We start from the raw sequence: 25,672 nt of genomic DNA on the forward strand, positions 1-25,672 counted from the left end.
CGTACGGTGGTGCGCCCTCAGCGGCCCTGGTACTTCGCCGCCGAGGAACGGGCCGTACCGAGCTTGCCGTAGAGCTGCTTGCCGGGGCAGCTCGTGGCGAAGCCGTCGCGGTGCCCCGAGATGACGTTCAGTCGTACGTTCTTGCCCTTCCGGTAGAGGTTGCCACCGCCGGACTTCAGGTATGTCTTGCCGCGCGGGTTCATGCCGTAGAGACCGAGCTTCCACGCGGTGAGCCGGGCGACGGCCTTGACCGCGGCGGACGACGGCTTCTTCGAGCTGTAGGTGCCGAGAACCGCGATTCCCATGCTGTGGGAGTTGAACCCCATGGTGTGGGCACCCAGGACCGGTTTCGCCACTCCCCCGGCCCGGCCCTCGTAGATCTTTCCGCACTTGTCGACGAGGAAGTTGTAGCCGATGTCCCGCCACCCCATGCTCTTGACGTGGTAGCGGTAGATACCGCGAATGACTGACGGGGCCTGCGAGCAGCGGTAGTTGTTGCCGGTGGCCGAGTGGTGCACGAAGGCGGCCTTGACCTTCTTCGTGTACACGAACTTCTTCTCGCGCAGCTTCTCGTCCGCACCCCAGCCGCGGCGCGTGGTGATGCTCGGGCGCGGACCGACGTACGGCTTGGCCTTCTGCTGCTCCGTCAGGGTGCCGAGGGCGAGGAGCTCCCCCTCGGTCTGGGCCCGGCTCAGGGCCGGGATCTCGGTGGCGCCGAGGGGCGCGAGGCCGGCGTTGGCGGCGGAGGCGTCGAGTCCCTCGACGGTCGCGAAGACCTCGCCGGCCTCGGCGGACCCGAGGGCTTCGCCGGCCTCGGCCGGCTCGACGTTCCCGGCGGGTTCGGCGACCCCGGCGGTCAGGGCGGTGGTGCGGGAGTCCTCGGCGGGGGCCGGCTCGTCCGCGGGGGGTTGCGGCAGGGCGGCGTCGCCGGGATCGACGAGTTCGAGGCGCAGGCCGGTGGGGAGCGGGGACACGACGGGGGCGGCACCGTCGGCACCGTCCTCGTGCGCCGCGCGCACCCGCACCTCCACGCCGTCCGACTCGCCCACCCACAGCGGTGCGGTGGCGCCGCGCACGCGACCCGACGCCCCTTCGGCGGTACCCGGGTCGGCGGCGTGGTCGGCGGTGTGCGTCTCGAGGTCCTGCCAGTCGGACCAGGTGCCGGTGGCGGTGGCGCGGGTGCGGACCTGGACGCGGCCGTGCAGTTCGGTGGCCGGGTCGTCCCAGACGACGCCCACCAGGGAGAAACGCCGGGTGTCCCGGCGGGGGACGCCCTGTTCGACGGTGCCGGGGGCGGTGGAGGCGCGGTCGCCCGCGAGGGGCGCGAGCGGTAGCGACTGGGTGCTGCCGGGGACGTGGGCACCGGCCGGTGCCGAGGCCGGTGCCGCTCCTCCGGTGGTCGCCGTCGCCGCCGTGGGCGCGGCGGTGAGCGGGAGGGCCAGTGCGGCCGCGCAGGTGACGCCTATGGAGGAAGTGAGGAATCCATGCATGCCCCTGATCCTGGACACGGTCGGACAAACCTGTCCATGCGGGATGTGACGGTCCGTAGGGTTTTTCGCCCGATCCGGTGGTGGTGAAGTGCCCCGTCCGCCCGGACCGCGCCGCCGGGCCCGCGTACGCTTGCGCGGGTGAACGCGACCGACCGCACCCCTGCCGACCTGCTGAGTTCCGCGCTCGCCGCGGACCCGGGACGCCCCCTGGTGACCTTCTACGACGACGCCACCGGCGAACGCGTCGAACTCTCCGTGGCCACCTTCGCCAATTGGGTGGCCAAGACCGCCAATCTGCTCCAGGACGAGCTGTCCGTCGAACCCGGTGACCGGGTCGCGCTGCTGCTGCCCGCGCACTGGCAGACGGCGGTGTGGCTGCTGGCGTGCGCGTCGGTGGGTGTCGTCGCCGACGTGGCCGGCGACCCGGCGGCGGCGGACGTGGTGGTGAGCGGGCCGGAGCCGGAGTCGCTGGAGGCGGCGCGGGCGTGCTCGGGGCCGCGGATCGCGCTGGCGCTGCGACCGCTCGGGGGCCGGTTCGCGCCGACCGCGCCGGAGGGCTTCGCCGACTACGCGGTGGAGGTGCCGGGGCAGGGGGACCGGTTCGTGCCGTACGCGCCGGTGGACCCGGAGGCGCCGGCGCTGATCGTGGCCGGGCGGGAGTTCAGCGGGGCGGAGGTCGTGGAGCGGGCCCGGGCGGAGGCGTCGGGGCTGGGGCTCACGGGGCCGGGGGGACGGATCCTGTCGGGGCTGCCGTACGACACGTGGAAGGGGCTGAACGCCGGGCTGTACGGGCCGTTGGCGTCGGGCGGGTCGGTGGTGCTGTGCCGGCACCTGGAGCAGGCGTCCGAGGACACCGTCGCCGAGCGCGTCGAGAGCGAACGGGTGACGGCGACGGCCCGCTGAACCCCGCTTCCGGGTGCGACCGGGCGGGGGCCGGGGCGCTCGCGCGACGCGGCGCCGCGAGGTGCCGCCGCGCCCCCGCCACGTCACCCGTCCAGCCCGGCCCACCCCGCGGCCGGACCTCGCGCGCGGCATCGTCGTAGGGGCAGGACGGCACGCCCGTACGCCGTGAGAGGTGGAGCAGACGTGAGCGACGCCGCAGGGACGCCCCCCGCGGGGCCCGGTGTGACCGGGGCCGGGGCGTCCGCGTCGGGGAGGGGGCTCGTACGGCGGCGGCGCAGGCGGTGGGTGCGGGCCGGCGCCCTCGCGGCCGGCGCCCTCGTCCTGGCCGCCGCGGGAGCCGGCTGGGTGGTGTACGCCGAGCTGGACGGGAACATCACCGCCGACGGCGAGGCCGCGCGGGAGCTCGCCCGCTACGAGGAGGAGCGGCCGACGTCCCTGGTGAAGGACGCGCAGAACCTGCTGCTGATCGGCTCCGACTCGCGCGCCGGCGACGGCAACCGCGCGTACGGGCGCGACCCCGGCACCGAACGGTCGGACACGACCATCCTGCTGCACCTGGCGGCCGGCCGGCACAGCGCGACCGCGGTGTCCCTGCCCCGCGACCTGATGGTCGACGTCCCCGGCTGTCTCGGGCGGGACGGCACCCGCACCGAGCCGACGTCGACGATGCTCAACTACGCGTTCGAGAAGGGTGGTTCGGCCTGCGCGATCCGGACCGTGGAGAAGCTCACGGGGATTCGGATCGACCACCACGTGGTGGTCGACTTCAGCGGCTTCAAGAAGATGGTCGACGCGGTGGACGGCGTCGAGATCTGCCTCACCGAGCCGATCCACGACAAGGCCGCCCGACTGCGGCTGCCGGCGGGGCGGGTGAAGCTGAACGGGGAGCAGGCCCTCGGTTACGTGCGCGCCCGCAAGTCCCTCGGCGACGGCAGCGACACCGACCGCATGGACCGCCAGCAGCGCTTTCTCGGCGCGCTCGTCGACAAGGTGCGCGGCAACGGCGTCCTGCTGAACCCGGTGAAGCTGGACCCGGTGCTGGACGCGGCCACGTCCTCGCTCACCACCGACCCGTCCCTGGCAAGTCTGCGTGGCTTGTACGCATTCGTACGAGGCCTGCGCGACATCCCCACCGAACGCGTGCAGTTCCTCACGGTCCCGCGGGAGCCGTACGCCCGCGACGCCGATCGCGACCAGCTCGCCGAACCGGCCGCGCGGGAGCTGTTCGCCCGCCTCCGCACGGACCGGCCGGTCACGGTCGCCCGGGAGACGCCGCGGGATCCCGCCGCCCGGGGCGGTGCGGGCGAGGAGCCGTCCGATCGCGCGGAGCCCGGCGGAACGGGCCCTTCCCCCGCGCCCACGTTCCGCGGAAACACCGCCGCCGAACACGCCTGCGGGTAAAGGCACCCCCAAACCGACACGCCGGAACGAACGCGTGTCCAAGGAAATGGGTGGTATTGCCCGCTTGTAGGGACGTGGAATTTGTCACCGTCGTCGCCCCGCGTCGAACTGGGCGGATAGTGTGAGCGCTTCCGGTGCCCCCGGCTCAGAGGTCCGACCGGTCCTGGGTCCGGGATCGTGCACTGCTTGTACGAGACCCGGGCGCCTTTGAGGGGAAGGCGCCGCGTGGCCCCGACGGAGGATTCGGACAACCGTGGACGCGCAAGGCCGTGGGCGGGCGGACAACATCGACCCCGCAGACCAGTGGGTGTTCAATCCGAACACCGGTGAATACGAACTGCGACTGGATGATTCCGCACCGCAACAGTCGATCGTACCGGAACCGCGCAGAGCCGCCGGCCAGGGCGAGGACGCGGTCCGCTCCCACACCGGCGCGCCCGAGGCGCCCGAGGCGCCCGAGGCGCCCGGCCGCGACGTGCCGGGGCCGCGCCGGCGTCGCACGGCACCCGAGGAGCCGGCACCGGGACGGCGCGGACGTCGCCCGGCGAAGAAGGGCGGCAAGGCCAAGAAGGGCGGCAAGGCCAAGAAGATCGTGATGTGGACCGGCGGCACCATGGCGCTGGTCCTGGTCGCCGTCGGCACGGCCGGCTACCTCTACCTCAAGCACCTCGAGGGCAACGTCGAGACGACGGACGTCGGCACCGCGGGCGCGAGCAGCTTCCGCAAGGACGAGGCCTTCAACATCCTGCTGATCGGCACGGACAAGCGCACCGGCGAGGGCAACGAGAGCTACGGCGACAAGGAGAACACCACCGGGCACGCCGACACCACGCTGCTGCTGCACGTCGCCAAGGACCGCTCGAACGCGACCGTGCTGAGCATCCCGCGGGACATGATCGTGGACATCCCGGACTGCGACACCAAGCAGGAGGACGGCTCCTTCAAGACGATCCCCGGCATCCACGACCGGTTCGGCTACAGCCTGGGCGTCGGCGGCCGTGACGCCGGCTGCACCATGCGTACCGTCCACGAGCTGACCGGCGTCAAGCCGGACCACTTCATGATGGCCGACTTCAACGCCATCAAGACCCTGACCACGGCGGTGGGCGGCGTCGACGTGTGCGTCGAGAAACCGGTGGACGACGAGAAGTCCGGCCTGAAACTGCCCGCGGGTCCCTCCACGATCCAGGGCGAGCAGGCGCTGGCGTTCGTGCGGACCCGGCACGCCTGGGGCAACGAGGGCGACCTGGACCGCATCAAGGTGCAGCAGCAGTTCCTGGCCTCGCTGATGCGCCAGATGTCCTCGGGCGACACCCTCACGAGCCCGACGAAGCTGGTGAAGCTGGCGGAGGCGGCCACCAACGCGCTCACCGTGGACAAGGCCATCGGCAACGTCGGCACGCTCAAGGACGTCGCCCTCGAGCTGAAGAAGGTGCCGATGAAGAACATCTCCTTCCTCACGGTCCCGGTGAAGGACAACCCGGACGAGGAAGTCCACGTGACCGTCGTCGTGGACGAGAACCAGGCGCCGCCGATCTTCGAGGCCATCAAGGGCGACGTCTCCTTCACGGACGTCAAGCAGAAGCAGCAGAAGGAGAAGGCGGCCGTCGCGGCCCGCCTGAAGGGCACCAAGGCCCCGGCCTCCGACGTGCGGGTGCAGGTGCTCAACGGCGGTGCGGCCGACGGCTCCGCGCAGAAGACGCTCAACTGGCTCCAGCTGGAGAAGGGCGTCAGCAAGTCGGAGAACGGCGGCAACGCGCCCGCCGAACTGCCGAAGACCACCCTCGAGTACGCGCCCGAGCAGGCGGACCAGGCCCGCGCCCTCGCCTCGATCATGGGTCTGTCCGGCGCGGCGATGAAGCCGGGCAAGAGCGTGACCAACTCCCAGGGGCAGCCGACGATGACCCTGACCCTGGGCAAGGACTTCAAGGGGGCGGGGATCCCGCTGACGGGCCCGGCGAAGATCGACGTGAAGGACAAGACCACAGCCGACAAGGTGCAGTGCGCCAGCTGAGGTTCACAACGCCACCGAACGGGCCTGTCGTGCGTCTTACCTGACGAACGGCAAGCCCGTTCGACGGTGTAGGGGTGGGGAGGACGAAGACGTGACGCGGAACAGCGTGCAGGAAGAGAGCGCGGGACCGGGGGCGGGGACCGTCGCGGCGGTACGGGGTACCGGTGAGCGGGACGGTGCCGGCACCGCCTCCGCGGACACGGCGGGGTCGCACCGACGCGGCAGACGCCGGCCTGCGCGCAAGCACCGGGTGCTGAGGTGGTCCGCGACGACGCTCGCGGTGCTCATAGTGGGCACGGCGGGCGCCGGCTACCTGTACTACCAGCACCTGAACGGCAACATAGAGAAGGGCGAGCGCAGCAGCGGCGACTCGAAGGCGCACAAGACCGAGCCGAACGCCGCCGGGCAGACACCCCTGAACATCCTGCTGATCGGCTCCGACAGCCGCGCCTCCGACGCGAACGTGGCCCTGGGCGGCGGCAAGAACCACCGCGACAACCCGCCGCTGGGCGACGTGCAGATGCTGATCCACCTGTCCGCGGACCGGGAGAGCGCGTCGGTGGTCAGCATCCCGCGCGACACCCGGGTGGACATCCCCAAGTGCACGGACCCGGACACCGGCGAGACCTACCCGGCGACCAACACGATCATCAACGAGTCCCTGGGACGCGGCGGCGCCGGCTGCACCCTGGCCACCTGGGAGAACCTCACCGGCGTCTACATCGACCACTGGATGACCATCGACTTCGCGGGCGTGGTGCGGATGGCGGACGCCGTCGGCGGCGTCGAGGTCTGCGTGAACCAGAACGTGCGGGACGTCCCGACCCCCCAGGTGCCCGGCGGTTCGGGCCTGGAGCTGACGGCCGGCCCGCACAAGGTGAAGGGCGAGCAGGCGCTGCAGTGGCTGCGCACCCGGCACGCCTGGGGCAGCGACCTGATGCGGGCCCGGGCGCAGCACATGTACATGAACTCGATGATCCGCACGCTGAAGGAGCAGAACGTCTTCACCGACACCGGTCGGCTGATGGACCTGGCCGAAGCGGCCACCAAGTCCCTGGCGGTCTCGGAGGAGATCGGCACGCCCAAGAAGCTGTACGACCTCGGGATGCAGCTGAAGACGGTGCCGCCGGACCACATCACCATGATGACGTTGCCCACCGTCGAGGACTTCAAGGACAGGAACCACCGGCTGCCGGACGGCGAGAACGCCGAGAAGACATGGGCGATGCTCCGCGACGACATCCCCTTCGACAAGAACAGCGCGAGCAAGCCGTCCGGCAAGAAGCCCACGGAGAAGGTGTCCACCGACCCGGCCGCCCCCGACGACGAGATCGGCGTACTGGTGCAGAACGCCACCCGCTCCGAGTCGCTCGGCGTGGTCAACGGCCGGGCGAGCGCCGTCTCCCAGGCACTGGTGGAGCAGGGCTTCGCCCGCGCGGCGGCCGACACCTCGGGCTCGTACACCGAGGAGCGGACCGTGGTGCGCTACCCCAGCGCCGAACTGGAGGGCGACGCCCAGCGGGTCGCCACGTCACTCGGGATCCCGCTGAGCTCGGTGAAGAGGTCGGCCGACGTCTCCGGTGTCACCGTGGTGGTGGGCGGCGACTGGCGCGAGGGCACGACGTACCCGAAGCAGCCGAAGCCCAAGGCCGGCGACCTGCCGGAGAACTCGGACGCGCTCAACGGCGAGAAGGACAGCGGCAAGTGCATGGACGTGTACGAGCCGTACCGCTGGTAGCCACGAGGCCGTCGCCCCCGACCCCGGCTGCCGCAGCCGTCGGTCAGTGTGAGCCGGCGTCCGCCCGCACCGCCGGGCGCCGGCTCGCGATCACCTTCCTGGCCAGCGACTTCGGGCTGGTCAGGAAGCCCCACCCCCAGGACATGTGCATGGTGGCGAGGGCGACCGGGATCTGCAGCCGCGCCTTCGGGGACAACCCCCGGCCCGCGGGGAGCGAGCCCGCGACGATGGCCGCGAGATAGCCGCCCGGGACGACCAGGCCCCACGGCGTGACGAGAGCGCCCACCACGACACCGGCCGCGATCGCGCACACGGCGGTCGGCGGGGCGAGATAGCGCAGGTTGATCGACCCGGAGTGGTACCGGGCCACGACGTGCCGCCACCGCCCGTAGTCCTTGTACTGCTTGGCCAGCGCCTTCACACTCGGCCGCGGCCGGTACGACACCTTCAGCTCGGGCGAGAACCAGATCAGGCCACCGGCCTCACGGATGCGGAAGTTCAGCTCCCAGTCCTGGGCGCGTATGAACTCCTCGTTGTACCCGCCCTGCCGCTCCAGCGCCTCGCGGCGGAACACCCCCAGGTACACCGTCTCGGCGGGCCCCGCCTGGCCGCCCGTGTGGAAGGCCGCGTTGCCCACGCCGATCTTCGACGTCATCGCGGCGGCGACGGCGTCCTCCCACGCGTTCTCGCCCTCGGCGTGCATGATGCCGCCCACGTTCTGCGCACCGGTCTCCTCCAGCAGCCGTACGGCCGTGGCGATGTAGTTCGGCGACAGCATGCCGTGGCCGTCGACGCGCACGACGACGGGATGGCGCGAGGCCTTGATCGCGGCGTTCAGCGCGGCGGGCGTACGACCGGTCGGGTTCGGCACCGTGTGGACGCGGGGGTCCTCGGCGACGAGTTCGGCGGCGATCTCGTCCGTGCGGTCCGTGGACGGACCGAGGGCGATCACGACCTCCATCTCGCCGGCGTACTCCTGGGCGAGGATGGCGCGGACGGCGCCGCGCAGGTGCCGCTCCTCGTTGAGGACGGGCATGATCACGGAAACGGCGGGCAGCCGCACGTCGGACTTGGCGTTCATCGGTGCTCACGTTACCGCGAACGGGGGACACGGGTGCGCGCCGCGGGGGTCGCAGCCCCGGGCAGCAGATCGTATGGGCCTACGGTGCTCACGGATCCCCCGTCCGGCCCCAGGTCCCGCCCCCGCGGAGGTGTCACCTTGCCCACGCCGCCCCGCTCCCCCAGGCTCCCGGCCTCGCCCCCACACGGCGGCCCCCCGCCGCAGCGCACCCGTCCGCGGCCCTCCCGCCGCCCCGCGGGACCCGCCGTGCGGAGGAAGAGGCCGCGCTGGGCCATGCGGGCGGTGACCGCGCTGTCGGTGGTGGTGCTCGCCTCCGCCGGGATCGGGCACGCGGTGCTCTCGGGCCTGGGCGCCGACATCGCCCGCGTCGACGCCTTCAAGGACATGAAGAACCGCCCGCGGGACGGCGCCGGCATGAACGTCCTGCTGGTCGGCACCGACGGCCGCGACCGCATCAGCGAGGAGGAACGGCGCGCGTACCGGCTCGGCGGCGCCCCCTGCCACTGCACCGACACGATCATGATCGTGCACATCTCGGAGGACCGGGAACGGGCGAGCGTGGTCAGCCTGCCGCGCGACTCGTACGCCGTGACGCCCGACCACACCGACCGCACGACCGGCGAACACCACCGGGGACACCCGGTCAAACTGAACGCGGCCTACGCCGAGGGCGGCCCCCAGCTGACCATCCGCACCGTCGAGAGCATGACCCACGTGAAGATCGACCACTACCTGGAGGTCGACTTCACCAGCTTCATGAAGACCGTCGACGTCCTCGGCGGCGTGCGGATCTGCACCGTCCAACCGCTCAAGGACACCTACACCGGGCTCGACCTGCCGGCCGGCACCCACGACCTGACCGGCGGACAGGCCCTCCAGTACGTCCGCGCCCGCCACCTCGACGGGGCCTCGGACCTGAGCCGGATGAAACGCCAGCAGCGCTTCCTGGCCGCGCTGATCGACCGGGCGACCTCCTCCGGGATCCTGCTGAACCCGCTCAAGTTCCGCGACGTCACCCAGGCGGTGCTCGGCTCGGTACGGGCCGACAAGGGCTTCGGCACCGACGAACTGATCGCCCTCGGCCGGGCGATGCGGAACTTCTCGCCCTCCTCGTCCGAGTTCACCACCGTGCCGATCGAGCGGATGGGCTACGCCGTCGAGGGCGTCGGCTCGACCCTCAAGTGGGACCCCGCCGAATCGAAACGGATCTTCGACGCCCTGCGCGAGGACGAACCGCTGGCCCCGCACGGCACCGAGCCCGAGGGCCCCGCGCCGGTACGGGTGCCGGTCGACCCGAAGCAGATCCGCGTCCAGGTGGAGAACGGCACGCGCACCCCCGGACTCGGCAGACGCGTGGACGACGCCCTGGCCGCGACCGGCTTCCTCACCACCCGGGCACCGGTGAACGCCGCCGACCGCGCGGTCGCACGGACCGTGGTCGCCTTCGACCCCCGCTGGGACAACTCGGCGAAGTCGCTGGCCGCCGCCCTGCCCGGCAGCGAACTCAGGCCGGTCCCGGGACAGGGGCCCACCCTGAAGGTGATCGTGGGCTCCGACTTCCGGCAGGTGGCGAAGGTGACGCCGGCGGACCCGCCGCAGGAGGCGGGCACGGTCGTGCGCGGCGACGAGGTGGTGTGCGGGAAACGGTGACCGGCCCCGGCCTCAGTCACCGGAGACGGTGACCTTGTCGTCGTTCCTCAACTGCTCCACCAGCTTCTTCACCTTGGCGTCGTCCCACTTGAGGTTCCCGCCGACGCTGCCCGACACCGGCATGTTCATCGACGTGCCGTCCCCGCCGCTGACGCTCTTCATCGCCCAGAACATGCCCGCCAGGTCGAACAGGCCCATGTCCTTGTCGACGATGAGGGAGTCCAGGCCCGCACCCATGGTCGGGTACAGCTTGAACGGGTTCAGCACGGTCGACGGGGTGGCCACCTGGCTCGCCAGGGCCGACAGGAACTTCTGCTGGTTCTTGGTGCGGTCCAGGTCGGAACCGGGCAGCGCGTACCGGGTGCGGACGAAGGCCAGGGCCTCCTCGCCGTTCAGGGTCTGCTCGCCCTTCTTGAAGTCGGCACCGGACTTCTTGTCCTTGATGTCCTGCGGGATGTCGATCTCGACGCCGCCGACCGCGTCCACGATGTTGGCGAAGCCGGCGAAGCCGATCTCCACGTAGTGGTCGATGTGCAGCCCGGTGTTGAACTCGATGGTGCGCACCAGCAGCTCGGGGCCGTCCTCCGCGTACGCGGCGTTCAGCTTCACGTGCCGGCCCGTGCCCTCGTACTTCTTGCCGGACTCCGAGCCGACGAAGCTCGGGATCTCGACGTCCGAGTCACGGGGCAGCGAGACCAGCGTCGACCCGTTGTCCCCGGTGTGCAGGATCATCATCGAGTCGGTGCGCTTGCCCTCGGCGTTACCGGTGTGCAGGTCCTTCATCTGGTCCTTGGTCATGCCCTCACGGCTGTCGGACCCGACGATCAGGTAGTTCGTGCCCTCGCCGGTCTCGGGCCGGTCGATGACCTTGGACAGGTCGACCTCGCGGTTGAGCTTGGAGTCGGCCCAGAAGTAGGTGCCGACGGTGGTGACGACCAGCGCGGTCACCACCGTGATCGCCGTCCACTTGATCCGGCGCCGCCAGTCCGGCGCGGGGCGCGCACCGCCCGGGCCGGGCCCGGCGGGGCCGCGGCCGCCGGGGCTGCCGTAGACCTGGCCGGTGTTGTAGCCGCTGTCGTACCCGTCCTGACCGCCGTGGCCCCGGCCGTCGGCGTACGACGGCTGCTGCGGCACCCCGCCCCCGTACGGCGGGGCCGCCTGCCCCGGGCCGGGCGGCGGCACCGCGCCGCGACGGACCTGCCGCATCACGCGGGCACTCTCGGGCCGCGCGCTCGCACTGCCGCGTCCGTACCGGCCGGCGCGGTCGTCACCGGGTCGTCCCTGGGGCCAATCATTCATGCGGACCAGTGTGCAGGCCCGGACGGCACGGCTGACAGGGTCGTCGGAAAATAGGGGCGGCGCTGTTGCGAAGCTGACACAAAATACTCGGATGTCGTCCCGGCATAAGGTGGAGGCCATGACAGACCAGGCAGAACAGGCCTCGGCCGCCCCGTCGGCGACACCGGAGATACCGGGCAAGCCGACCTCGGCCTCCCGCACCACCCTCAGTCACATCATGACGCACAGCGACACCAACCTCCTGGGGACGGTGCACGGCGGCGTCATCATGAAGCTGGTCGACGACGCGGCCGGCGCCGTGGCCGGACGGCACTCCGGCGGTCCTGCCGTGACCGCGTCCATGGACGAGATGGCGTTCCTCGAGCCGGTCCGCGTCGGCGACCTCGTCCATGTGAAGGCCCAGGTCAACTGGACCGGCCGCACCTCCATGGAGGTCGGCGTCCGGGTGCTCGCCGAACGCTGGAACGAGTCCGCCCCCGCCACCCAGGTCGGCTCGGCCTACCTGGTCTTCGCCGCGGTGGACGCCGACGGCAAGCCCCGCGCGGTCCCGCCGGTCATCCCCGAGACCGAGAAGGACAAGCGCCGCTACCAGGAGGCCCAGATCCGCCGCACCCACCGCCTGGCCCGCCGCCGGGCGATCATGGAACTGCGGGAGCGCCGGATCGCGGAGGGCTTCGACGACTGAGCGCCCCGCGTACGCCGGAGGGCGCCCGGGACGTCGGTCCCGGGCGCCCTTCGCGGATGAGCGGCGTTACGGCAGGTTGCGCGCCATGACGATGCGCTGGACCTGGTTCGTGCCCTCGTAGATCTGCGTGATCTTCGCGTCGCGCATCATGCGCTCCACCGGGTAGTCACGGGTGTAGCCGTAGCCGCCGAGCAGCTGGACGGCGTCCGTGGTGACCTCCATCGCCGTGTCCGAGGCGAAGCACTTGGCGGCGGCGCCCAGGTAGGTGAGGTCGGCGTCGCCGCGCTCGGAGGCGGCGGCGGCCTGGTAGGTCAGGGCGCGGGCGGCCGAGATCTTCATGGCCATGTCGGCGAGCATGAACTGGATGCCCTGGAAGTCGGCGATCGGCTTGCCGAACTGCTTGCGCTCCCGGACGTAGCCCTTGGCGTAGTCGAGGGCGCCCTGGGCGATGCCGAGGGCCTGGGCGGCGATGGTGATGCGGGTGTGGTCCAGCGTCTTCATCGCGGTGGCGAAGCCGGTGCCCTCCTCGCCGATCATGCGGTCGGCGGGGATGCGGACGTTGTCGAGGTAGACCTCGCGGGTCGGGGAGCCCTTGATGCCGAGCTTCTTCTCCGGGGCGCCGAAGGAGACGCCCTCGTCGGACTTCTCGACGACGAAGGCGGAGATGCCCTTGGAGCGCTTGGTGGGGTCGGTGACGGCCATCACCGTGTAGTACTCGGAGACGCCGGCGTTGGTGATCCAGCGCTTGACGCCGTTGAGCACCCAGAAGTCGCCGTCGCGCACGGCCTTGGTCTTCATGCCGGCCGCGTCGGAGCCCGCGTCGGGCTCGGAGAGGCAGTAGGAGAACATGCCGTCGCCCTTGGCGAGCGGGGTCATGTACTTCTTCTTCAGCTCCTCGGAGCCGGAGAGGATCACCGGGAGCGAGCCGAGCTTGTTCACGGCGGGGATGAGGGAGGAGGACGCGCAGACGCGGGCCACCTCCTCGATGACGATGACCGTGGCGAGGGCGTCGGCGCCCGCGCCGCCGTACTCCTCGGGGACGTGCACGGCGTGCAGGTCGTTCGCGGTCAGGGCGTCGAGGGCCTCCTGCGGGAAGCGGGCCTCCTCGTCGACCGCGGCGGCGTGCGGTGCGATCTTCGCCTCGGCCAGCGCGCGGACGGCGTCGCGGAGCATGTCGTGCTCCTCGGACGGGCGGTACAGGTCGAAGTCAGCCGATCCGGCCAAGGTGTCTCACGCTCCAAAACGCTGTGATGCTGGGCACGCTAACTACCGTTAAGTAACCCAAATTTTAGAACGTCGGCCGTGTCCGTGGATAGGTGAGGTTGACGACAGCCGCCCAGGAGCTCTCCCCGGCGCCCCGGATATGCTCGGGCGCGCACCCCGGCCGTACACCCCTGGAGCACCCATGGCCCTCAAGATCACTGTGATCGGCACCGGCTACCTCGGCGCGACCCACGCGGCGGCCATGGCCGAGCTCGGTTTCGAGGTGCTGGGCCTGGACGTGGTGCCCGAGAAGATCGAGATGCTCCAGCGGGGCGAGGTCCCGATGTACGAGCCGGGTCTCGAGGAGCTGCTGCGCGCGCACGTCGCCGGGATCGAGGGGTCCAGCGGCCGGCTGCGCTTCACCACCGACTTCGCGGAGGTCGCGGCCTTCGGTGACGTGCACTTCCTGTGCGTGAACACGCCGCAGAAGCACGGTGAGTACGCCTGTGACATGTCGTACGTCGAGTCCGCGCTGGCCTCGCTCGCACCGCATCTGCGCGGTCCCGCCCTGGTGGTCGGCAAGTCGACCGTGCCCGTGGGCTCCGCCGACCGGCTGGCCGCCTACCTGGCCGAGCACGCGCCGGCGGGTGACGAGGCCGAGCTGGCCTGGAACCCGGAGTTCCTGCGGGAGGGCTTCGCCGTCCAGGACACGCTGCGGCCGGACCGGATCGTGGTCGGGGTGCGCGGCGAGCGGGCCGAGAAGCTGCTGCGCGAGGTGTACGCCACGCCGATCGCCGCGGGTTCGCCGTTCGTCGTCACCGACTTCCCGACGGCCGAGCTGGTGAAGACCGCCGCGAACTCCTTCCTGGCGACCAAGATCTCCTTCATCAACGCGATGGCGGAGGTCTGCGAGGCCGCCGACGGTGACGTCGCCAAGCTGGCGGAGGCCATCGGGTACGACGACCGGATCGGGCGGAAGTTCCTGCGGGCCGGGATCGGTTTCGGCGGCGGCTGTCTGCCGAAGGACATCCGGGCGTTCATGGCGCGCGCCGGTGAGCTGGGTGCCGACCAGGCGCTGACGTTCCTGCGCGAGATCGACTCCATCAACATGCGCCAGCGCGGCCAGATGGTCGAGCTGGCCCGGCAGACGCTGGGCGGCGGCCCGTTCCTGGGCAAGCGGGTCGCGGTGCTCGGTGCCACCTTCAAGCCCGACTCGGACGACGTGCGGGACTCGCCCGCGTTGAACGTCGCGGGGCAGATCCACCTGCAGGGCGGGCAGGTGACGGTGTACGACCCGAAGGGCATGGAGAACGCCCGGCGGCTGTTCCCGACGCTCGGTTACGCGGACTCGGCGCTGGAGGCGGTGCGGGGTGCGGACGCCGTGCTGCACCTGACGGAGTGGCGGGAGTTCCGCGAGCTGGACCCGGAGGCGCTGGGCGGGGCCGTGGCGGCGCGGGTGATCCTCGACGGACGCAACGCCCTGGACCCGGAGGTCTGGCGGCGGGCCGGCTGGACGTACCGGGCGATGGGCCGGCCGACGGCCTAGGACCGCGTGCGGGCGGGCGCCGGTTCGGCCGAGGCTCAGTCGGCCGAACCGGCGCCCGTGCGCATTCTGCCCCACCGGGCGGTGCACGGGCCGGTGGGCGTCCGGTGTCTCACGCCTCCTTGGCGCGGTACCGGCGCATCTTGGCCCGCGCTCCGCACACCTGCATCGAGCACCAGCGTCCGCGTCCGGCCGGGCTGCGGTCGTAGTACGCCCAGTGACAGTCGGGGGCCTCGCACGCCTTGAGGCGGTTCCAGGTGTCCGCGACCAGCGCTTCGGCGACGGCGGCGGCGACGCGGGCGGGCAGGGACCCGGTGTGGGCGGGGGTGAGGGCGGCGGAGCCGTCGGCCGGGTCGACCGTCACGACCAGCGGGGCTCCGGCGAGCAGCTCGCCGAGCGGGGTGACCGTGCGGTGCGGCGGGTGGCCGGCGTGTGCGAGCAGGACCGCGCGCAGGGACTCGCGCAGGTCGCGCGCGTGCGGTACCTCGTCCTCCGTCAGGCCGAAGCGTTCCCGGCCCTCCGGCGTGCCCAGCGAGTCGGCGCCCGTCTCCAGGTCCAGTGTGTTCACCAGGGCCTCGATCAGGTCGAGGCCGCCCGGTGCGGGCGATCTCCCACTCATGCTTGCGACGTTACCGCCTATGGGGGAGCATGCAGTAACCGTTACCGGTTACCCGCCTCTTGCAGGTAACCACCGGCTTCAAGGAGGAAGTCATGGCCGTAGCCGAGCTGGGCGTCGTCGTCCTGGACTGTCCCGACCCCCGTGCACTGGCCCGCTTCTACGCCGACGTGCTCGGCGGCACCGTCGAGGTCCAGAACGACGGTCAGGACGAGTGGGTCGACCTGAAGCTGCCGGGCGGCCAGGCGCTGGCCTTCCAGGCCGCCCCCGCGTACGTGCCGCCGAAGTGGCCCGGGGACGACGGCGCGCAGCAGTTCCACCTCGACCTCGTCGTGCCGGACCTGGACGCGGCCGAGAAGGCCGTGCTGGAGCTCGGCGCCCGTCCGCTGGACGCCGAGGACCGGTCCCGCTCGTTCCGCGTTTACGCCGACCCCGCCGGGCACCCGTTCTGCCTCTGTGCCTGCTGACCGCACCCATCACACCGGGAGGAACCTCATGGCACCCGTGGCACGTTTCCGTTCCGTCGTCGTCGACTGTCCCGATCCGCGTGCGCTGGCCCGCTTCTACGCGCAGGTCGCGGGCGGCACTCCTGACGAGGAGGACCCGGACTGGGTGGTGCTCCAGGTGCCGGGAGGGCCGCGGGTGTCCTTCCAGCGGGTGTCCGACCTCACCCCGCCCCGATGGCCGCGCTCCGACCGCGACGCCCAGCAGTTCCACCTCGACTTCGACGGCGGGGCGACCTGGGAGGAGATGGACGCGGCGCACGAGAGGGTACTCGCGCTGGGCGCCCGGCCGCTGGACCTGGAGGACCGGGAGAAGAAGGACTTCATGGTGTACGCCGACCCGGCGGGGCATCCGTTCTGCCTGTGCCGGATCGAGCACGCCTGACGCCGGCGGTGCTCAGCCGTTGACGCCGGCGGTGCTCAGCCGTCGAGCGCGGCGATCGTCGCGGTCGACGGCTGGCGCCGCAGCTGGGTCGCACGGGCGGTGAAGGCCGCTTCCCGTAGCACACGCTGTACGTTTCCCCAGGTCAGCAGGGCGACGTCGGCCTCGTCCCAGCCGCGGCGCAGCAGTTCGGCGACGAGGCGGGGGTAGCAGGAGGCGTCGCCGAGCTCCAGCGGGTGGGCGGCGCCGGTGTCGTAGGTGCCGGACAGGCCGACGCCGTGCGGACCGGCGACGGTGCGGACGTGGTCGAGGTGGTCGGCGACGTCCCGGACGGTCGGGCCGGTCTGCTCGGCGGCCAGCGGCACCATGCACAGCCCCCCGGCCGCGCCCAGCTCGGCGAGCAGGTCGTCGGGGAGGTTGGCCGGGTGCGGGCGCAGGGCGCGGGCGGCGGAGCGGGTGCACAGCGCGGGCGCCTTGGAGACGGCGACGGTGCGGCGGACGGTCTGCTCGCCGGCGCCGGAGAGGTCGGCGAGGACGCCGAGCCGGTTCATCTCGCGGACGACCTCCTCGCCGAACCGGGTCAGTCCGGTCTCGCTCGCCCAGGAGGTGCCGGTCAGCGTGAGCACCCGCAGGCCGAGGGCGTGCAGGGAGCGCAGGATGCCGAGGCTGTCGCCGAGCGCGGCGGCTCCGGCGGGGCCGGGCAGCACGGCGACGCGGCCGCAGTTGCGGGCGTCGATGGTCTGTCCGGCGTCGTACGCCAGCCGCAGGCCCTCGGGGTGGGCGCGGACGACCGTCTTGACCAGGTCGAGCTGCTCCAGGGTGGCGCCGACGGCCCGGTCGCCGTCGATGCCCTCGGGCAGGTGCAGCGACCAGAACAGGGCGCCGACGTGTCCTTCGCGCAGCCGGGGCACGTCGGTGTGGACGCCGCTCTCGCCGAGCTCCAGGTCGTACCAGGGCAGGTGCCTGAGCGCCCGGGGCAGCCCGCAGCAGCCGTCGGCGACGGGGTGGGCGGCCAGTACGGCGCGGGCCCGGGTCAGCGGCTCGTCGTCGGGGTCGGAGACGGGCGCGTAGGGCTGGGGCGGGAGGATCTCGTCGGGCAGCGGCACGGGCAGGTCGTCGAGCTCGCCGGCCTCGGTTCCGGTGTGCAGGTCGTCCTGGAGGTCTGCCATGGCGGGCTCCGTACGGTCGTCGTGCGTTACGGCCAACCGTCACACGGAGCAGGCGGGGCTTCCTGGTGGGCGGTGCGTTCGGGGGTACGGCGCCCGGGGCCTCGTGCACGGGGGCGGGACGTACGGGGGCGGGGCGACCGGATGCACCGGCCGCCCCGCCCTCGAGGAGGAGCCGGCTCAGCCGTCCAGGTCCTCCAGGGTCGCGTGGGACGGGCCCCGGGTCGCCTGGATGCCGCGGGCCACGTCCTCGGCGGCGCCCAGTACCCGGACCGCGTTCTTCCAGGTCAGCTTGGTCAGGTCGGCCCGGGACCAGCCGCGGTCGAGCAGCTCGGCGATCAGGTTCGGGTAGCCCGCGACGTCGTCGAGGCCGGCCGGGGTGAAGGGCGTGCCGTCGTAGTCGCCGCCGATGCCGAGGTGGTCGACGCCGGCGACCTCGCGCATGTGGTCGAGGTGGTCGGCGACCGTGGACACCGTGGCGACCGGGCGCGGGGTGCGCTCCTCGAAGGCGCGGTGGACCTTCATCGCCTCCGGGCTCGTGTCCAGGTGGTGGAAGCCGTGCGCGCGCATGTTCTCGTCGGCCTCGGCCGTCCAGTCCACGGCGGCCTGGAGCACGAACTTCGGCACGAACGTCACCATCGCCATGCCGCCGTTGGCGGGCAGCCGCTCCAGCACGTCGTCCGGGATGTTGCGCGGGTGGTCGCAGACGGCCCGGGCGGAGGAGTGCGAGAAGATCACCGGCGCGGCGGAGGTGTCCAGCGCGTCCCGCATCGTCGTCGCCGCGACGTGCGAGAGGTCGACCAGCATGCCCTCGCGGTTCATCTCGCGGACGACCTCGCGGCCGAAGGCCGACAGGCCGCCGACGCCGGGCTCGTCGGTCGCCGAGTCCGCCCACGCCACGTTGTCGTTGTGCGTGAGGGTCATGTAGCGCACGCCGAGCGCGTACAGCCCGCGCAGGGTGGCGAGGGAGTTGTCGATGGAGTGGCCGCCCTCGGCGCCCATCAGGGACGCGATGCGGCCCTCCGCGCGGGCCGCCTCCATGTCGGCGGCGGTCAGCGCGGCGCGCAGCTCCTTCGGGTGGCGGGCGATCAGCCGCCGTACGCAGTCGATCTGCTCCAGCGTCGCCGTCACCGCGCCCGGCAGGTCCGAGCGGACGTACACCGACCAGTACTGCGCGCCGACGCCGCCGGCCCGCAGCCGGGCGAGGTCGGTGTGCAGGTGGGCGGACTGGTCGTCGGCGATGTCACGGGCGTCGAGGTCGTAGGCGACCTGCTCGCGCAGCGCCCAGGGCAGGTCGTTGTGCCCGTCGACGACGGGGAACTCGCGCAGCAGCTCCCGGGCCTTCTCCTGCGAGGTCATCCGCGTCACTTCCCGAAGCCGAAGCCGGACGTCGAGCTCGCGACCTTGTTGCGCAGCCGCTTGCCCTTCTCGGTGGCCTGGTCGTTGAGGTCCTGCTGGAACTCGCGCATCCGGGCGAGGAGGTCCTCGTCGTGGGCGGCGAGCATGCGGGCGGCCAGCAGACCGGCGTTGCGGGCACCGCCGACGGAGACGGTGGCGACGGGGACGCCGGCCGGCATCTGCACGATGGACAGGAGGCTGTCCATGCCGTCCAGGTACTTCAGCGGCACCGGCACGCCGATGACCGGCAGCGGGGTGACCGAGGCGAGCATGCCGGGCAGGTGGGCGGCGCCGCCCGCGCCCGCGATGATCGCCTTCAGCCCGCGGCCGGCGGCCTGCTCGCCGTAGGCGATCATCTCGTGCGGCATGCGGTGCGCGGAGACGACGTCGACCTCGTAGGCGACCTCGAACTCGTCGAGGGCCTTGGCGGCGGCCTCCATGACGGGCCAGTCGCTGTCCGACCCCATGACGATGCCAACAACAGGGCTCATTCGGTGATGGTGCCTCTCAGGTAGCCGGCTGCGTGACGGGCGCGCTCCAGCACGTCGTCCAGGTCGTCGCCGTAGGTGTTGACGTGTCCGACCTTGCGGCCGGGCTTCACGTCCTTGCCGTACATGTGGATCTTCAGCTGGGGGTCGCGGGCCATGCAGTGCAGGTACGCGGAGTACATGTCCGGGTAGTCACCGCCGAGGACGTTGACCATGACCGTCCACGGTGCGCGCGGGCGCGGGTCGCCCAGCGGCAGGTCGAGGACGGCGCGGACGTGGTTGGCGAACTGCGAGGTGATCGCGCCGTCCATCGTCCAGTGGCCGGAGTTGTGCGGGCGCATCGCGAGTTCGTTGACCAGGATGCGGCCGTCGCGGGTCTGGAACAGCTCGACGGCGAGGTGGCCGACGACGCCGAGTTCCTTGGCGATGCTGAGGGCCATCTCCTCGGCCCGCAGTGCCAGGTCCCGCTCCAGGCCGGGGGCGGGGGCGATCACCGTGTCGCACACGCCGTCGACCTGCCGGGACTCGACGACCGGGTACGCCACCGCCTGGCCGTGCGGGGAGCGGACGACGTCGGCGGCCAGCTCGCGGACGAAGTCGACCTTCTCCTCCGCCAGCACGGGCACGCCGGCGCGGAAGGGCTCGGCGGCCTCCTCGACGGAGTCGACGACCCACACGCCCTTGCCGTCGTAGCCGCCGCGGACCGTCTTGAGGACGACCGGGAAGCCTCCCCCGTCCTCGGCCGCGAAGGCGGCCACGTCGGCCGGATCGCTCACGATCCGGTGCCGCGGACAGGGCACGCCGATCTCGACCAGCTTTGCGCGCATCACCCCCTTGTCCTGAGCGTGGACCAGCGCGTCGGGCCCGGGGCGCACGGGGATGCCGTCCGCCTCGAGAGCCCGCAGATGCTCGGTCGGTACGTGTTCGTGATCGAAAGTGATCACGTCGCAGCCCCTCGCGAACGCGCGCAGCGTGTCGAGGTCGCGATAGTCGCCGATGACGACATCGCTGACGACCTGCGCAGCGGAATCCTGAGGGGTGTCACTGAGAAGCTTGAACCTGATGCCCAACGGGATGCCCGCCTCGTGTGTCATACGAGCGAGCTGCCCCCCGCCGACCATGCCGACTACCGGGAACGTCACACCCCTAGCGTATCGGCCGCGCGGGGCCCACCGGTTTACCGGCCGTTTCCCCGCCGTCCCCCGGCCCCGTTCCCGTGCGGTACCGGCGCCCGCGGGAAGATCGCGTGCCCCGGTGGTTAGCATGGCTGGATCGACGCCAACCGACGGACGGGGGCCTGCACGACCATGGGACATGGTTCCTCGGGTGCCCATACGGCTCCCCCGGCGCCCCCCGCACCCCGGGACGGCGTGCGGCAGCGGCTCGACCGGCTGGTCCGCGAGGCGCTGAAGTTCGGCGCGGTGGGCGGCGCGGGAGTGCTGGTCAACCTTCTCGTCTTCAACCTGGTCCGGCACGTGACCGACCTCCAGGTGGTGCGGGCGAGCATCGTCGCCACCGTCGTCGCGATCGTCTTCAACTACCTGGGCTTCCGCTACTTCACCTACCGGGACCGCGACAAGGGCGGCCGCACCCGTGAGATGACGCTGTTCCTGCTGTTCAGCGCGGTCGGCCTGGTGATCGAGAACGGCGTGCTCTACACCGCGACGTACGGCTTCGGCTGGGACAGCCCGCTGCAGAGCAACGTCTTCAAGTTCCTCGGCATCGGCCTCGGCACGCTGTTCCGCTTCTGGTCGTACCGCAGCTGGGTCTTCCGCACGATGCCCGCGCCCCGGCCTGAGACGCGGCGGGACCCCCTCGGGGAACCCGGCCGCCCGGCGGCGGTACGCGAGGCCGACAGCGCCCCCGCGGCCTACCGCCGGCACGGCTAGGGTCTGTCGACGTCCTGTCGACGACGGGCCCTAGCGCACCGTCGCCCCCTCGTCCGGCGACGACTTCTTCGGCGGTGTCCGGGACAGGAACAGGCCGAAGACGGGGGGCCTGGACTGGAGCAGCTCCAGGCGGCCGCCGTCCGCCTCGGCCAGGTCCCGGGCGACGGCCAGGCCGATGCCCGTCGAGTTCCGTCCGCTGATCGTGCGCTCGAAGATCCGCGCCCCCAGGTCGGCCGGGACGCCCGGCCCCTCGTCGGTGACCTCGACGACCGCCTGGTTGCCCGTGACCCGGGTCCGCAGGGCCACCGTGCCGCCGCCGTGCATCAGGGAGTTCTCGATCAGCGCGGCCAGCACCTGCGCCACCGCGCCCGGCGTGCCCACGGCCGTCAGGTGCCGCTTGCCCGAGCTGACGATGGCCCGCCCCTCGCTGCGGTAGGCGGGGCGCCACTCGGCGATCTGCTGCTGGATGACGTCGTCCAGCTCGAAGGTCACGGCGGAGCCGCTGCGCGGGTCGCGGGAGTTCGTCAGCAGCCGGTCCACGACGTCCGTCAGCCGCTCCACCTGTGACAGCGCGATCGTCGCCTCCTCCTTCACCGTCTCCGGCTCGTCGGTGAGGGTGATCTCCTCCAGTCGCATGGACAGCGCCGTCAGCGGCGTGCGCAGCTGGTGGGAGGCGTCGGCGGCCAGGCGGCGTTCGGCGGTGAGCATCCGGGCGATGCGCTCGGCGGAGGCGTCCAGCACGTCCGCGACGCGGTCCAGCTCGGGGACGCCGTAGCGCTTGTGCCGGGGGCGCGGGTCGCCGGAGCCGAGGCGTTCGGCGGTCTCGGCGAGGTCGGTCAGCGGGGAGGCGAGGCGGTTGGCCTGGCGGATCGCCAGCAGCACCGCGGCGATCACCGCGAGCAGCGCCACCAGGCCGATGATCAGCAGGGTCCGGCCGACCTCCCGGGTCACCGAGGAGCGCGGTTCCTCCACGAGGACCGTCTCACCCTCCTCGCCGGTGGCCCTGCCGCGGATGACGTCGCCCTCCGGCTTGCCGCCGACCTCGATGACCGGCTCGCCGGGGATGCGGATCACGGCGTACCGGGCGTCCGCGACCTGCTCGCGCAGGAAGCTCGCGTCGACGGAACCGGTGCCGAGCAGCCGGCTGTCCACGATGCTGGCCAGCCGCACCGCCTCCAGGTCCACGCGCTCCTGGGCGGCGGTGCTGATCGTCCGGGCCTCGACGATCACGAGGGAGACGCCGAAGACGGCGATCACGACGAGCACCACGGCGAGCGTGGACTGGATCAGTCGGCGGCGCATGTTCCCCTACGTACCCGCGTGCGGCCCCGGGGGGCTCAGTTCTTCTCGAAACGGAAGCCCACGCCGCGCACGGTGGCGATGTAGCGGGGGTTGGCCGCGTCGTCGCCCAGCTTCTTGCGCAGCCAGGAGATGTGCATGTCGAGGGTCTTCGTCGACGACCACCAGGTGGTGTCCCAGACCTCGCGCATCAGCTGGTCGCGGGTGACGACCCGGCCGGCGTCGCGCACCAGGACCCGCAGCAGGTCGAACTCCTTGGCGGTGAGCTGGAGCTCCTCGTCGCCCATCCAGGCGCGGTGCGACTCGACGTCGATGCGCACGCCGTGCGTGGCGGGCGGCTGCTGGGGCTCGGCGGCACCGCGCCGCAGCAGGGCACGGACCCGGGCGAGCAGCTCGGCCAGTCGGAAGGGCTTGGTGACGTAGTCGTCCGCTCCGGCGTCCAGGCCGACGACGGTGTCCACCTCGTCGGCGCGGGCGGTCAGGATCAGGATCGGCACGGCGTGCCCTTCGGAACGCAGCCGGCGGGCGACCTCCAGTCCGTCCATGCCGGGCAGCCCGAGGTCCAGCACCACCAGGTCGATGCCGCCCTGCATCCCGGCGTCGAGTGCGGTGGGTCCGTCCTCACGCACCTCGACCTCGTACCCTTCCCGGCGCAGTGCGCGGGCCAGTGGCTCCGAGATGGACGCGTCGTCCTCGGCGAGCAGTACACGGGTCATGAGCTGATGGTAGTCCGCTCGGAGCAGCGTCCGGGGCGTGATCGGCGCGGGGGCCTCCTCCCTCCGGACACGCCGGACGAACGCCGCGCCCGCGTGCGGGGCGGGCCGTTCGACGTGCGCCGACGCCCCGGGCGCGCACCTGCGTCTGTGGGATGCCATCCTGGGATGGACCTTCGAAAGACCGTCCGCGGTTCCGTCGACACCTGTGATCCGCGTCTCAAGTCCTTCCATACCGGGCGGTGTCCTGCCGTATGGTGAATCAGCGCCTGTAGCACCCAGAGGACCTTTGGCGACAGTTCGACGCTGAAGGTCTCTTTCGCGTGCGGGCCGGTCCACGGCCGGCCTTGAAAGGAATGACCTGTGGCCGGGCCTCATCGCGTGCAGAGAAGCGCGCGGAGGCGTGGATCCCGGTGGTCGCCGTCCATCGTTCCGTGATCCGGGGCGAACCCCTCAGGCGTGGGGTCGGACGGGCGAGGCCGCCGGTGCCGGCTGCCCCCCCACCGGGCGCGCATCGCCTCATGAGCGCGTCCCGACAGCAAGGAACGACCATGGCGTCCAGCCTGACGAAGGACTCGGTCCGCCCGGGCACCCCCGGTTCCGAGAAGACCTTCTTCGGCCACCCCCGCGGACTGGCCACTCTCTTCATGACCGAGATGTGGGAGCGTTTCTCCTACTACGGCATGAGGGCTCTGCTCCCGCTGTACCTCGTCGCTCCCGGTGGTCTCGGCCTCAGCGCCGGCACCGCGACCGCGATCTACTCGGTGTACCTGTCGCTGGTGTACCTGCTCACGATGCCGGGCGGCTGGTTCGGCGACCGCGTCTGGGGTCCCCGCAAGACCGTCGCCATCGCCGGCGGCGTGATCATGCTCGGTCACCTCACGCTGGCGCTGCCCTCCTCGGGCACGTTCTACGCGGGGCTCGGTCTGGTCGCCATCGGCTCGGGTCTGCTGAAGGCCAACATCTCGACGATGGTCGGCCAGCTCTACGACGGTCCGGACGACCCGCGCCGCGACGGTGGCTTCACCGTCTTCTACATGGGCATCAACCTCGGTGCCTTCGTGGCGCCGCTGACCATCGGCACCATCGGTGAGAGCGTCAACTGGCACCTGGGCTTCGCGCTCGCCGCGGTCGGCATGGCGATCGGTGTGGTCCAGTTCCTGATCGGCAGCCGCCACCTCGACCCGCACTCCAGCGTCGTCCCGAAGCCGCTGTCGGTGGAGGAGAAGACCTCGACGCTGCGCAAGGCCGCGTTCTGGGCCGCGATCGCCGTCGTGTTCTACGCGATCGTCGGCTTCTCCGGCCACTACACGCTGAACTGGATCCTGGTCCCGCTGACCCTGCTCGGCGTGATCATCCCGATCCTGGTGCTGACCCGCATCAAGCGCGACAAGTCGCTGGACCGGGCCGAGCAGTCGAAGATGTCGGCGTACATCTGGTTCTTCGTCGCCGCGGCCGTGTTCTGGATGATCTACGACCAGGGCGGCTCGACGCTGTCGATCTTCGCCGACTCCTCCGCCGAGAACAGCGTCCTCGGCTGGGAGTTCCCGGTCTCCTGGTACCAGTCGGTCAACCCGGTCATCATCATGGCCCTGGCCCCGGTCTTCGCCTCCCTGTGGCTGGCGCTGGCCCGCCGCGGCAAGGAGCCGAGCACGATCGTGAAGTTCTCGTTCGGCCTGGTCCTGGTCGGCGCGTCCTTCTTCCTCTTCCTGGCCCCGCTGGCGATCGCGGACGGCGGCCACAAGGCGGCCGCGCTGTGGCTGGTGGCGATCTACTTCGTCCAGACCTGCGGTGAGCTGCTGCTCTCGCCGGTCGGCCTCTCGGTGACCACGAAGATGGCGCCGGTGAAGTACGCCTCCCAGATGATGGGCGTCTGGTTCCTGGCCGTCACCGCCGGTGACGCCACGACCGGTCTGCTCTCCATCGCCGGGGTCGACCTGAACAAGACGGGCATCGTCGCCCTGGAGGCCACGCTCGCCGTGGTCGCCGGTGTCGCGGTGTGGATGTACCGCAAGCGCGTCAAGGAGCTCATGGGCGACGTCCGCTGAGTCCTGCCGGTCGGACCTTGCTTCCGGAGGGCCACCGCATCCGTGGGGATGCGGTGGCCCTCCGGGCGTTCGGGGGTGTCGGCTCCTGGGCGGGCGTCGTCGTCGACCGCGGGGTCGGTGGCACCTCCTCCCCCGGTGCCCGAACGCCCGCTCCGGGAGGCGC

The 25,672-nt window shown here is 71.7% G+C and carries 22 protein-coding genes; 11 read left to right on the forward strand and 11 right to left on the reverse strand.

Features of this window, described 5'->3' with window-relative positions; genetic code table 11:
- Positions 1-17: 17 nt before the first annotated feature.
- Complete coding sequence (locus JHAT_RS13745) at positions 18-1,490, reverse strand: N-acetylmuramoyl-L-alanine amidase (RefSeq protein ID WP_077798433.1); 1,473 nt, start codon at positions 1,488-1,490, stop codon at positions 18-20.
- A 138-nt stretch (positions 1,491-1,628) separates the two neighbouring features.
- Here JHAT_RS13745 and JHAT_RS13750 point away from each other — a divergent pair, with 138 nt between their 5' ends.
- The 4 genes from JHAT_RS13750 (at position 1,629) to JHAT_RS13765 (ending at position 7,546) form a co-directional block, all read left to right on the forward strand.
- Positions 1,629-2,393, forward strand: a complete 765-nt coding sequence (locus JHAT_RS13750) for a TIGR03089 family protein (protein WP_077798434.1) — start codon at positions 1,629-1,631, stop codon at positions 2,391-2,393.
- Between the two features lie 183 nt (positions 2,394-2,576).
- Positions 2,577-3,794, forward strand: a complete 1,218-nt coding sequence (locus JHAT_RS13755; RefSeq protein WP_077798435.1) for an LCP family protein — start codon at positions 2,577-2,579, stop codon at positions 3,792-3,794.
- A 253-nt stretch (positions 3,795-4,047) separates the two neighbouring features.
- The gene (locus tag JHAT_RS13760) at positions 4,048-5,808 is read left to right on the forward strand and encodes an LCP family protein (protein ID WP_077798436.1); all 1,761 of its coding nucleotides are present in this window, start codon (positions 4,048-4,050) and stop codon (positions 5,806-5,808) included.
- 91 nt (positions 5,809-5,899) lie between these two features.
- Complete coding sequence (locus JHAT_RS13765; RefSeq protein WP_253195487.1) at positions 5,900-7,546, forward strand: LCP family protein; 1,647 nt, start codon at positions 5,900-5,902, stop codon at positions 7,544-7,546.
- Between the two features lie 43 nt (positions 7,547-7,589).
- On the opposite strand, the gene JHAT_RS13770 is transcribed toward JHAT_RS13765, so the two are convergent.
- Complete coding sequence (locus tag JHAT_RS13770; RefSeq protein ID WP_077798437.1) at positions 7,590-8,627, reverse strand: glycosyltransferase family 2 protein; 1,038 nt, start codon at positions 8,625-8,627, stop codon at positions 7,590-7,592.
- Positions 8,628-8,900: 273 nt separating this feature from the next.
- Between JHAT_RS13770 and JHAT_RS13775 the strand changes: the two genes are divergently transcribed.
- Positions 8,901-10,277 carry an LCP family protein gene (locus JHAT_RS13775; protein WP_171990887.1) on the forward strand — a complete coding sequence of 459 codons (1,377 nt, stop codon included), beginning with the start codon at positions 8,901-8,903 and terminating at the stop codon, positions 10,275-10,277.
- Between the two features lie 12 nt (positions 10,278-10,289).
- Here JHAT_RS13775 and JHAT_RS13780 read toward each other — a convergent pair whose 3' ends face one another.
- Complete coding sequence (locus JHAT_RS13780; RefSeq protein WP_171990882.1) at positions 10,290-11,576, reverse strand: LCP family protein; 1,287 nt, start codon at positions 11,574-11,576, stop codon at positions 10,290-10,292.
- A 118-nt stretch (positions 11,577-11,694) separates the two neighbouring features.
- Here JHAT_RS13780 and JHAT_RS13785 point away from each other — a divergent pair, with 118 nt between their 5' ends.
- The gene (locus JHAT_RS13785) at positions 11,695-12,261 is read left to right on the forward strand and encodes an acyl-CoA thioesterase (protein WP_171990883.1); all 567 of its coding nucleotides are present in this window, start codon (positions 11,695-11,697) and stop codon (positions 12,259-12,261) included.
- A gap of 66 nt (positions 12,262-12,327) precedes the next feature.
- On the opposite strand, the gene JHAT_RS13790 is transcribed toward JHAT_RS13785, so the two are convergent.
- Positions 12,328-13,485, reverse strand: coding sequence for an acyl-CoA dehydrogenase (locus JHAT_RS13790; RefSeq protein WP_077798441.1), 1,158 nt, complete (start codon positions 13,483-13,485; stop codon positions 12,328-12,330).
- Positions 13,486-13,666: 181 nt separating this feature from the next.
- Here JHAT_RS13790 and JHAT_RS13795 point away from each other — a divergent pair, with 181 nt between their 5' ends.
- Positions 13,667-15,010 carry a UDP-glucose/GDP-mannose dehydrogenase family protein gene (locus tag JHAT_RS13795; RefSeq protein WP_077798442.1) on the forward strand — a complete coding sequence of 448 codons (1,344 nt, stop codon included), beginning with the start codon at positions 13,667-13,669 and terminating at the stop codon, positions 15,008-15,010.
- A 109-nt stretch (positions 15,011-15,119) separates the two neighbouring features.
- Here the strand turns inward: JHAT_RS13795 and JHAT_RS13800 are convergent, their stop codons facing one another.
- Positions 15,120-15,626: a CGNR zinc finger domain-containing protein gene (locus JHAT_RS13800; protein ID WP_077798443.1), complete on the reverse strand. Its 507-nt coding sequence runs from the start codon at positions 15,624-15,626 to the stop codon at positions 15,120-15,122.
- Between the two features lie 92 nt (positions 15,627-15,718).
- Here JHAT_RS13800 and JHAT_RS13805 point away from each other — a divergent pair, with 92 nt between their 5' ends.
- Together JHAT_RS13805 and JHAT_RS13810 are read left to right on the forward strand one after the other, a co-directional pair.
- Positions 15,719-16,090, forward strand: coding sequence for a VOC family protein (locus tag JHAT_RS13805; RefSeq protein WP_077798444.1), 372 nt, complete (start codon positions 15,719-15,721; stop codon positions 16,088-16,090).
- Between the two features lie 28 nt (positions 16,091-16,118).
- A complete protein-coding gene (locus JHAT_RS13810) occupies positions 16,119-16,511 on the forward strand; it encodes a VOC family protein (RefSeq protein WP_077798445.1) in 393 nt (130 codons plus the stop codon).
- A gap of 35 nt (positions 16,512-16,546) precedes the next feature.
- On the opposite strand, the gene JHAT_RS13815 is transcribed toward JHAT_RS13810, so the two are convergent.
- From JHAT_RS13815 to JHAT_RS13830, 4 genes are all read right to left on the reverse strand, one after another.
- Positions 16,547-17,677: a dipeptidase gene (locus tag JHAT_RS13815; RefSeq protein WP_077798446.1), complete on the reverse strand. Its 1,131-nt coding sequence runs from the start codon at positions 17,675-17,677 to the stop codon at positions 16,547-16,549.
- Positions 17,678-17,854: 177 nt separating this feature from the next.
- Complete coding sequence (locus tag JHAT_RS13820; RefSeq protein WP_077798447.1) at positions 17,855-19,033, reverse strand: dipeptidase; 1,179 nt, start codon at positions 19,031-19,033, stop codon at positions 17,855-17,857.
- Positions 19,034-19,038: 5 nt separating this feature from the next.
- Positions 19,039-19,563, reverse strand: a complete 525-nt coding sequence (purE, locus tag JHAT_RS13825; RefSeq protein WP_077798448.1) for a 5-(carboxyamino)imidazole ribonucleotide mutase — start codon at positions 19,561-19,563, stop codon at positions 19,039-19,041.
- Positions 19,560-20,702: a 5-(carboxyamino)imidazole ribonucleotide synthase gene (locus JHAT_RS13830; protein WP_077798449.1), complete on the reverse strand. Its 1,143-nt coding sequence runs from the start codon at positions 20,700-20,702 to the stop codon at positions 19,560-19,562. Before JHAT_RS13830 ends, purE begins: the two co-directional genes overlap by 4 nt.
- A gap of 165 nt (positions 20,703-20,867) precedes the next feature.
- Here JHAT_RS13830 and JHAT_RS13835 point away from each other — a divergent pair, with 165 nt between their 5' ends.
- The gene (locus JHAT_RS13835; RefSeq protein ID WP_077798450.1) at positions 20,868-21,449 is read left to right on the forward strand and encodes a GtrA family protein; all 582 of its coding nucleotides are present in this window, start codon (positions 20,868-20,870) and stop codon (positions 21,447-21,449) included.
- Between the two features lie 30 nt (positions 21,450-21,479).
- Here the strand turns inward: JHAT_RS13835 and draK are convergent, their stop codons facing one another.
- Positions 21,480-22,751 carry a two-component system sensor histidine kinase DraK gene (gene draK / locus JHAT_RS13840; RefSeq protein ID WP_077798451.1) on the reverse strand — a complete coding sequence of 424 codons (1,272 nt, stop codon included), beginning with the start codon at positions 22,749-22,751 and terminating at the stop codon, positions 21,480-21,482.
- A gap of 35 nt (positions 22,752-22,786) precedes the next feature.
- The gene (locus tag JHAT_RS13845) at positions 22,787-23,464 is read right to left on the reverse strand and encodes a response regulator transcription factor (protein ID WP_077798502.1); all 678 of its coding nucleotides are present in this window, start codon (positions 23,462-23,464) and stop codon (positions 22,787-22,789) included.
- Between the two features lie 548 nt (positions 23,465-24,012).
- Here JHAT_RS13845 and JHAT_RS13850 point away from each other — a divergent pair.
- On the forward strand, positions 24,013-25,509 hold the full coding sequence (locus JHAT_RS13850; RefSeq protein ID WP_077798452.1) for an MFS transporter: 1,497 nt from the start codon (positions 24,013-24,015) through the stop codon (positions 25,507-25,509).
- Positions 25,510-25,672: the final 163 nt, after the last annotated feature.

The organism is Streptomyces sp. JHA26 (assembly GCF_002005565.1).
Classification (GTDB): domain Bacteria; phylum Actinomycetota; class Actinomycetes; order Streptomycetales; family Streptomycetaceae; genus Streptomyces.

Coding starts and splice junctions, on each gene's coding strand:
- JHAT_RS13835 (WP_077798450.1), top strand. CDS start 20,868: ATGGGACATGGTTCCTCGGGTGCCCATACGGCTCCCCCGGCGCCCCCC.
- JHAT_RS13845 (WP_077798502.1), bottom strand. CDS start 23,464: ATGACCCGTGTACTGCTCGCCGAGGACGACGCGTCCATCTCGGAGCCA.
- JHAT_RS13785 (WP_171990883.1), top strand. CDS start 11,695: ATGACAGACCAGGCAGAACAGGCCTCGGCCGCCCCGTCGGCGACACCG.
- JHAT_RS13820 (WP_077798447.1), bottom strand. CDS start 19,033: ATGACCTCGCAGGAGAAGGCCCGGGAGCTGCTGCGCGAGTTCCCCGTC.
- JHAT_RS13805 (WP_077798444.1), top strand. CDS start 15,719: ATGGCCGTAGCCGAGCTGGGCGTCGTCGTCCTGGACTGTCCCGACCCC.
- JHAT_RS13850 (WP_077798452.1), top strand. CDS start 24,013: ATGGCGTCCAGCCTGACGAAGGACTCGGTCCGCCCGGGCACCCCCGGT.
- JHAT_RS13780 (WP_171990882.1), bottom strand. CDS start 11,576: ATGAATGATTGGCCCCAGGGACGACCCGGTGACGACCGCGCCGGCCGG.
- JHAT_RS13810 (WP_077798445.1), top strand. CDS start 16,119: ATGGCACCCGTGGCACGTTTCCGTTCCGTCGTCGTCGACTGTCCCGAT.
- purE (WP_077798448.1), bottom strand. CDS start 19,563: ATGAGCCCTGTTGTTGGCATCGTCATGGGGTCGGACAGCGACTGGCCC.
- JHAT_RS13745 (WP_077798433.1), bottom strand. CDS start 1,490: ATGCATGGATTCCTCACTTCCTCCATAGGCGTCACCTGCGCGGCCGCA.
- JHAT_RS13815 (WP_077798446.1), bottom strand. CDS start 17,677: ATGGCAGACCTCCAGGACGACCTGCACACCGGAACCGAGGCCGGCGAG.
- JHAT_RS13770 (WP_077798437.1), bottom strand. CDS start 8,627: ATGAACGCCAAGTCCGACGTGCGGCTGCCCGCCGTTTCCGTGATCATG.
- JHAT_RS13775 (WP_171990887.1), top strand. CDS start 8,901: ATGCGGGCGGTGACCGCGCTGTCGGTGGTGGTGCTCGCCTCCGCCGGG.
- JHAT_RS13795 (WP_077798442.1), top strand. CDS start 13,667: ATGGCCCTCAAGATCACTGTGATCGGCACCGGCTACCTCGGCGCGACC.
- draK (WP_077798451.1), bottom strand. CDS start 22,751: ATGCGCCGCCGACTGATCCAGTCCACGCTCGCCGTGGTGCTCGTCGTG.
- JHAT_RS13800 (WP_077798443.1), bottom strand. CDS start 15,626: ATGAGTGGGAGATCGCCCGCACCGGGCGGCCTCGACCTGATCGAGGCC.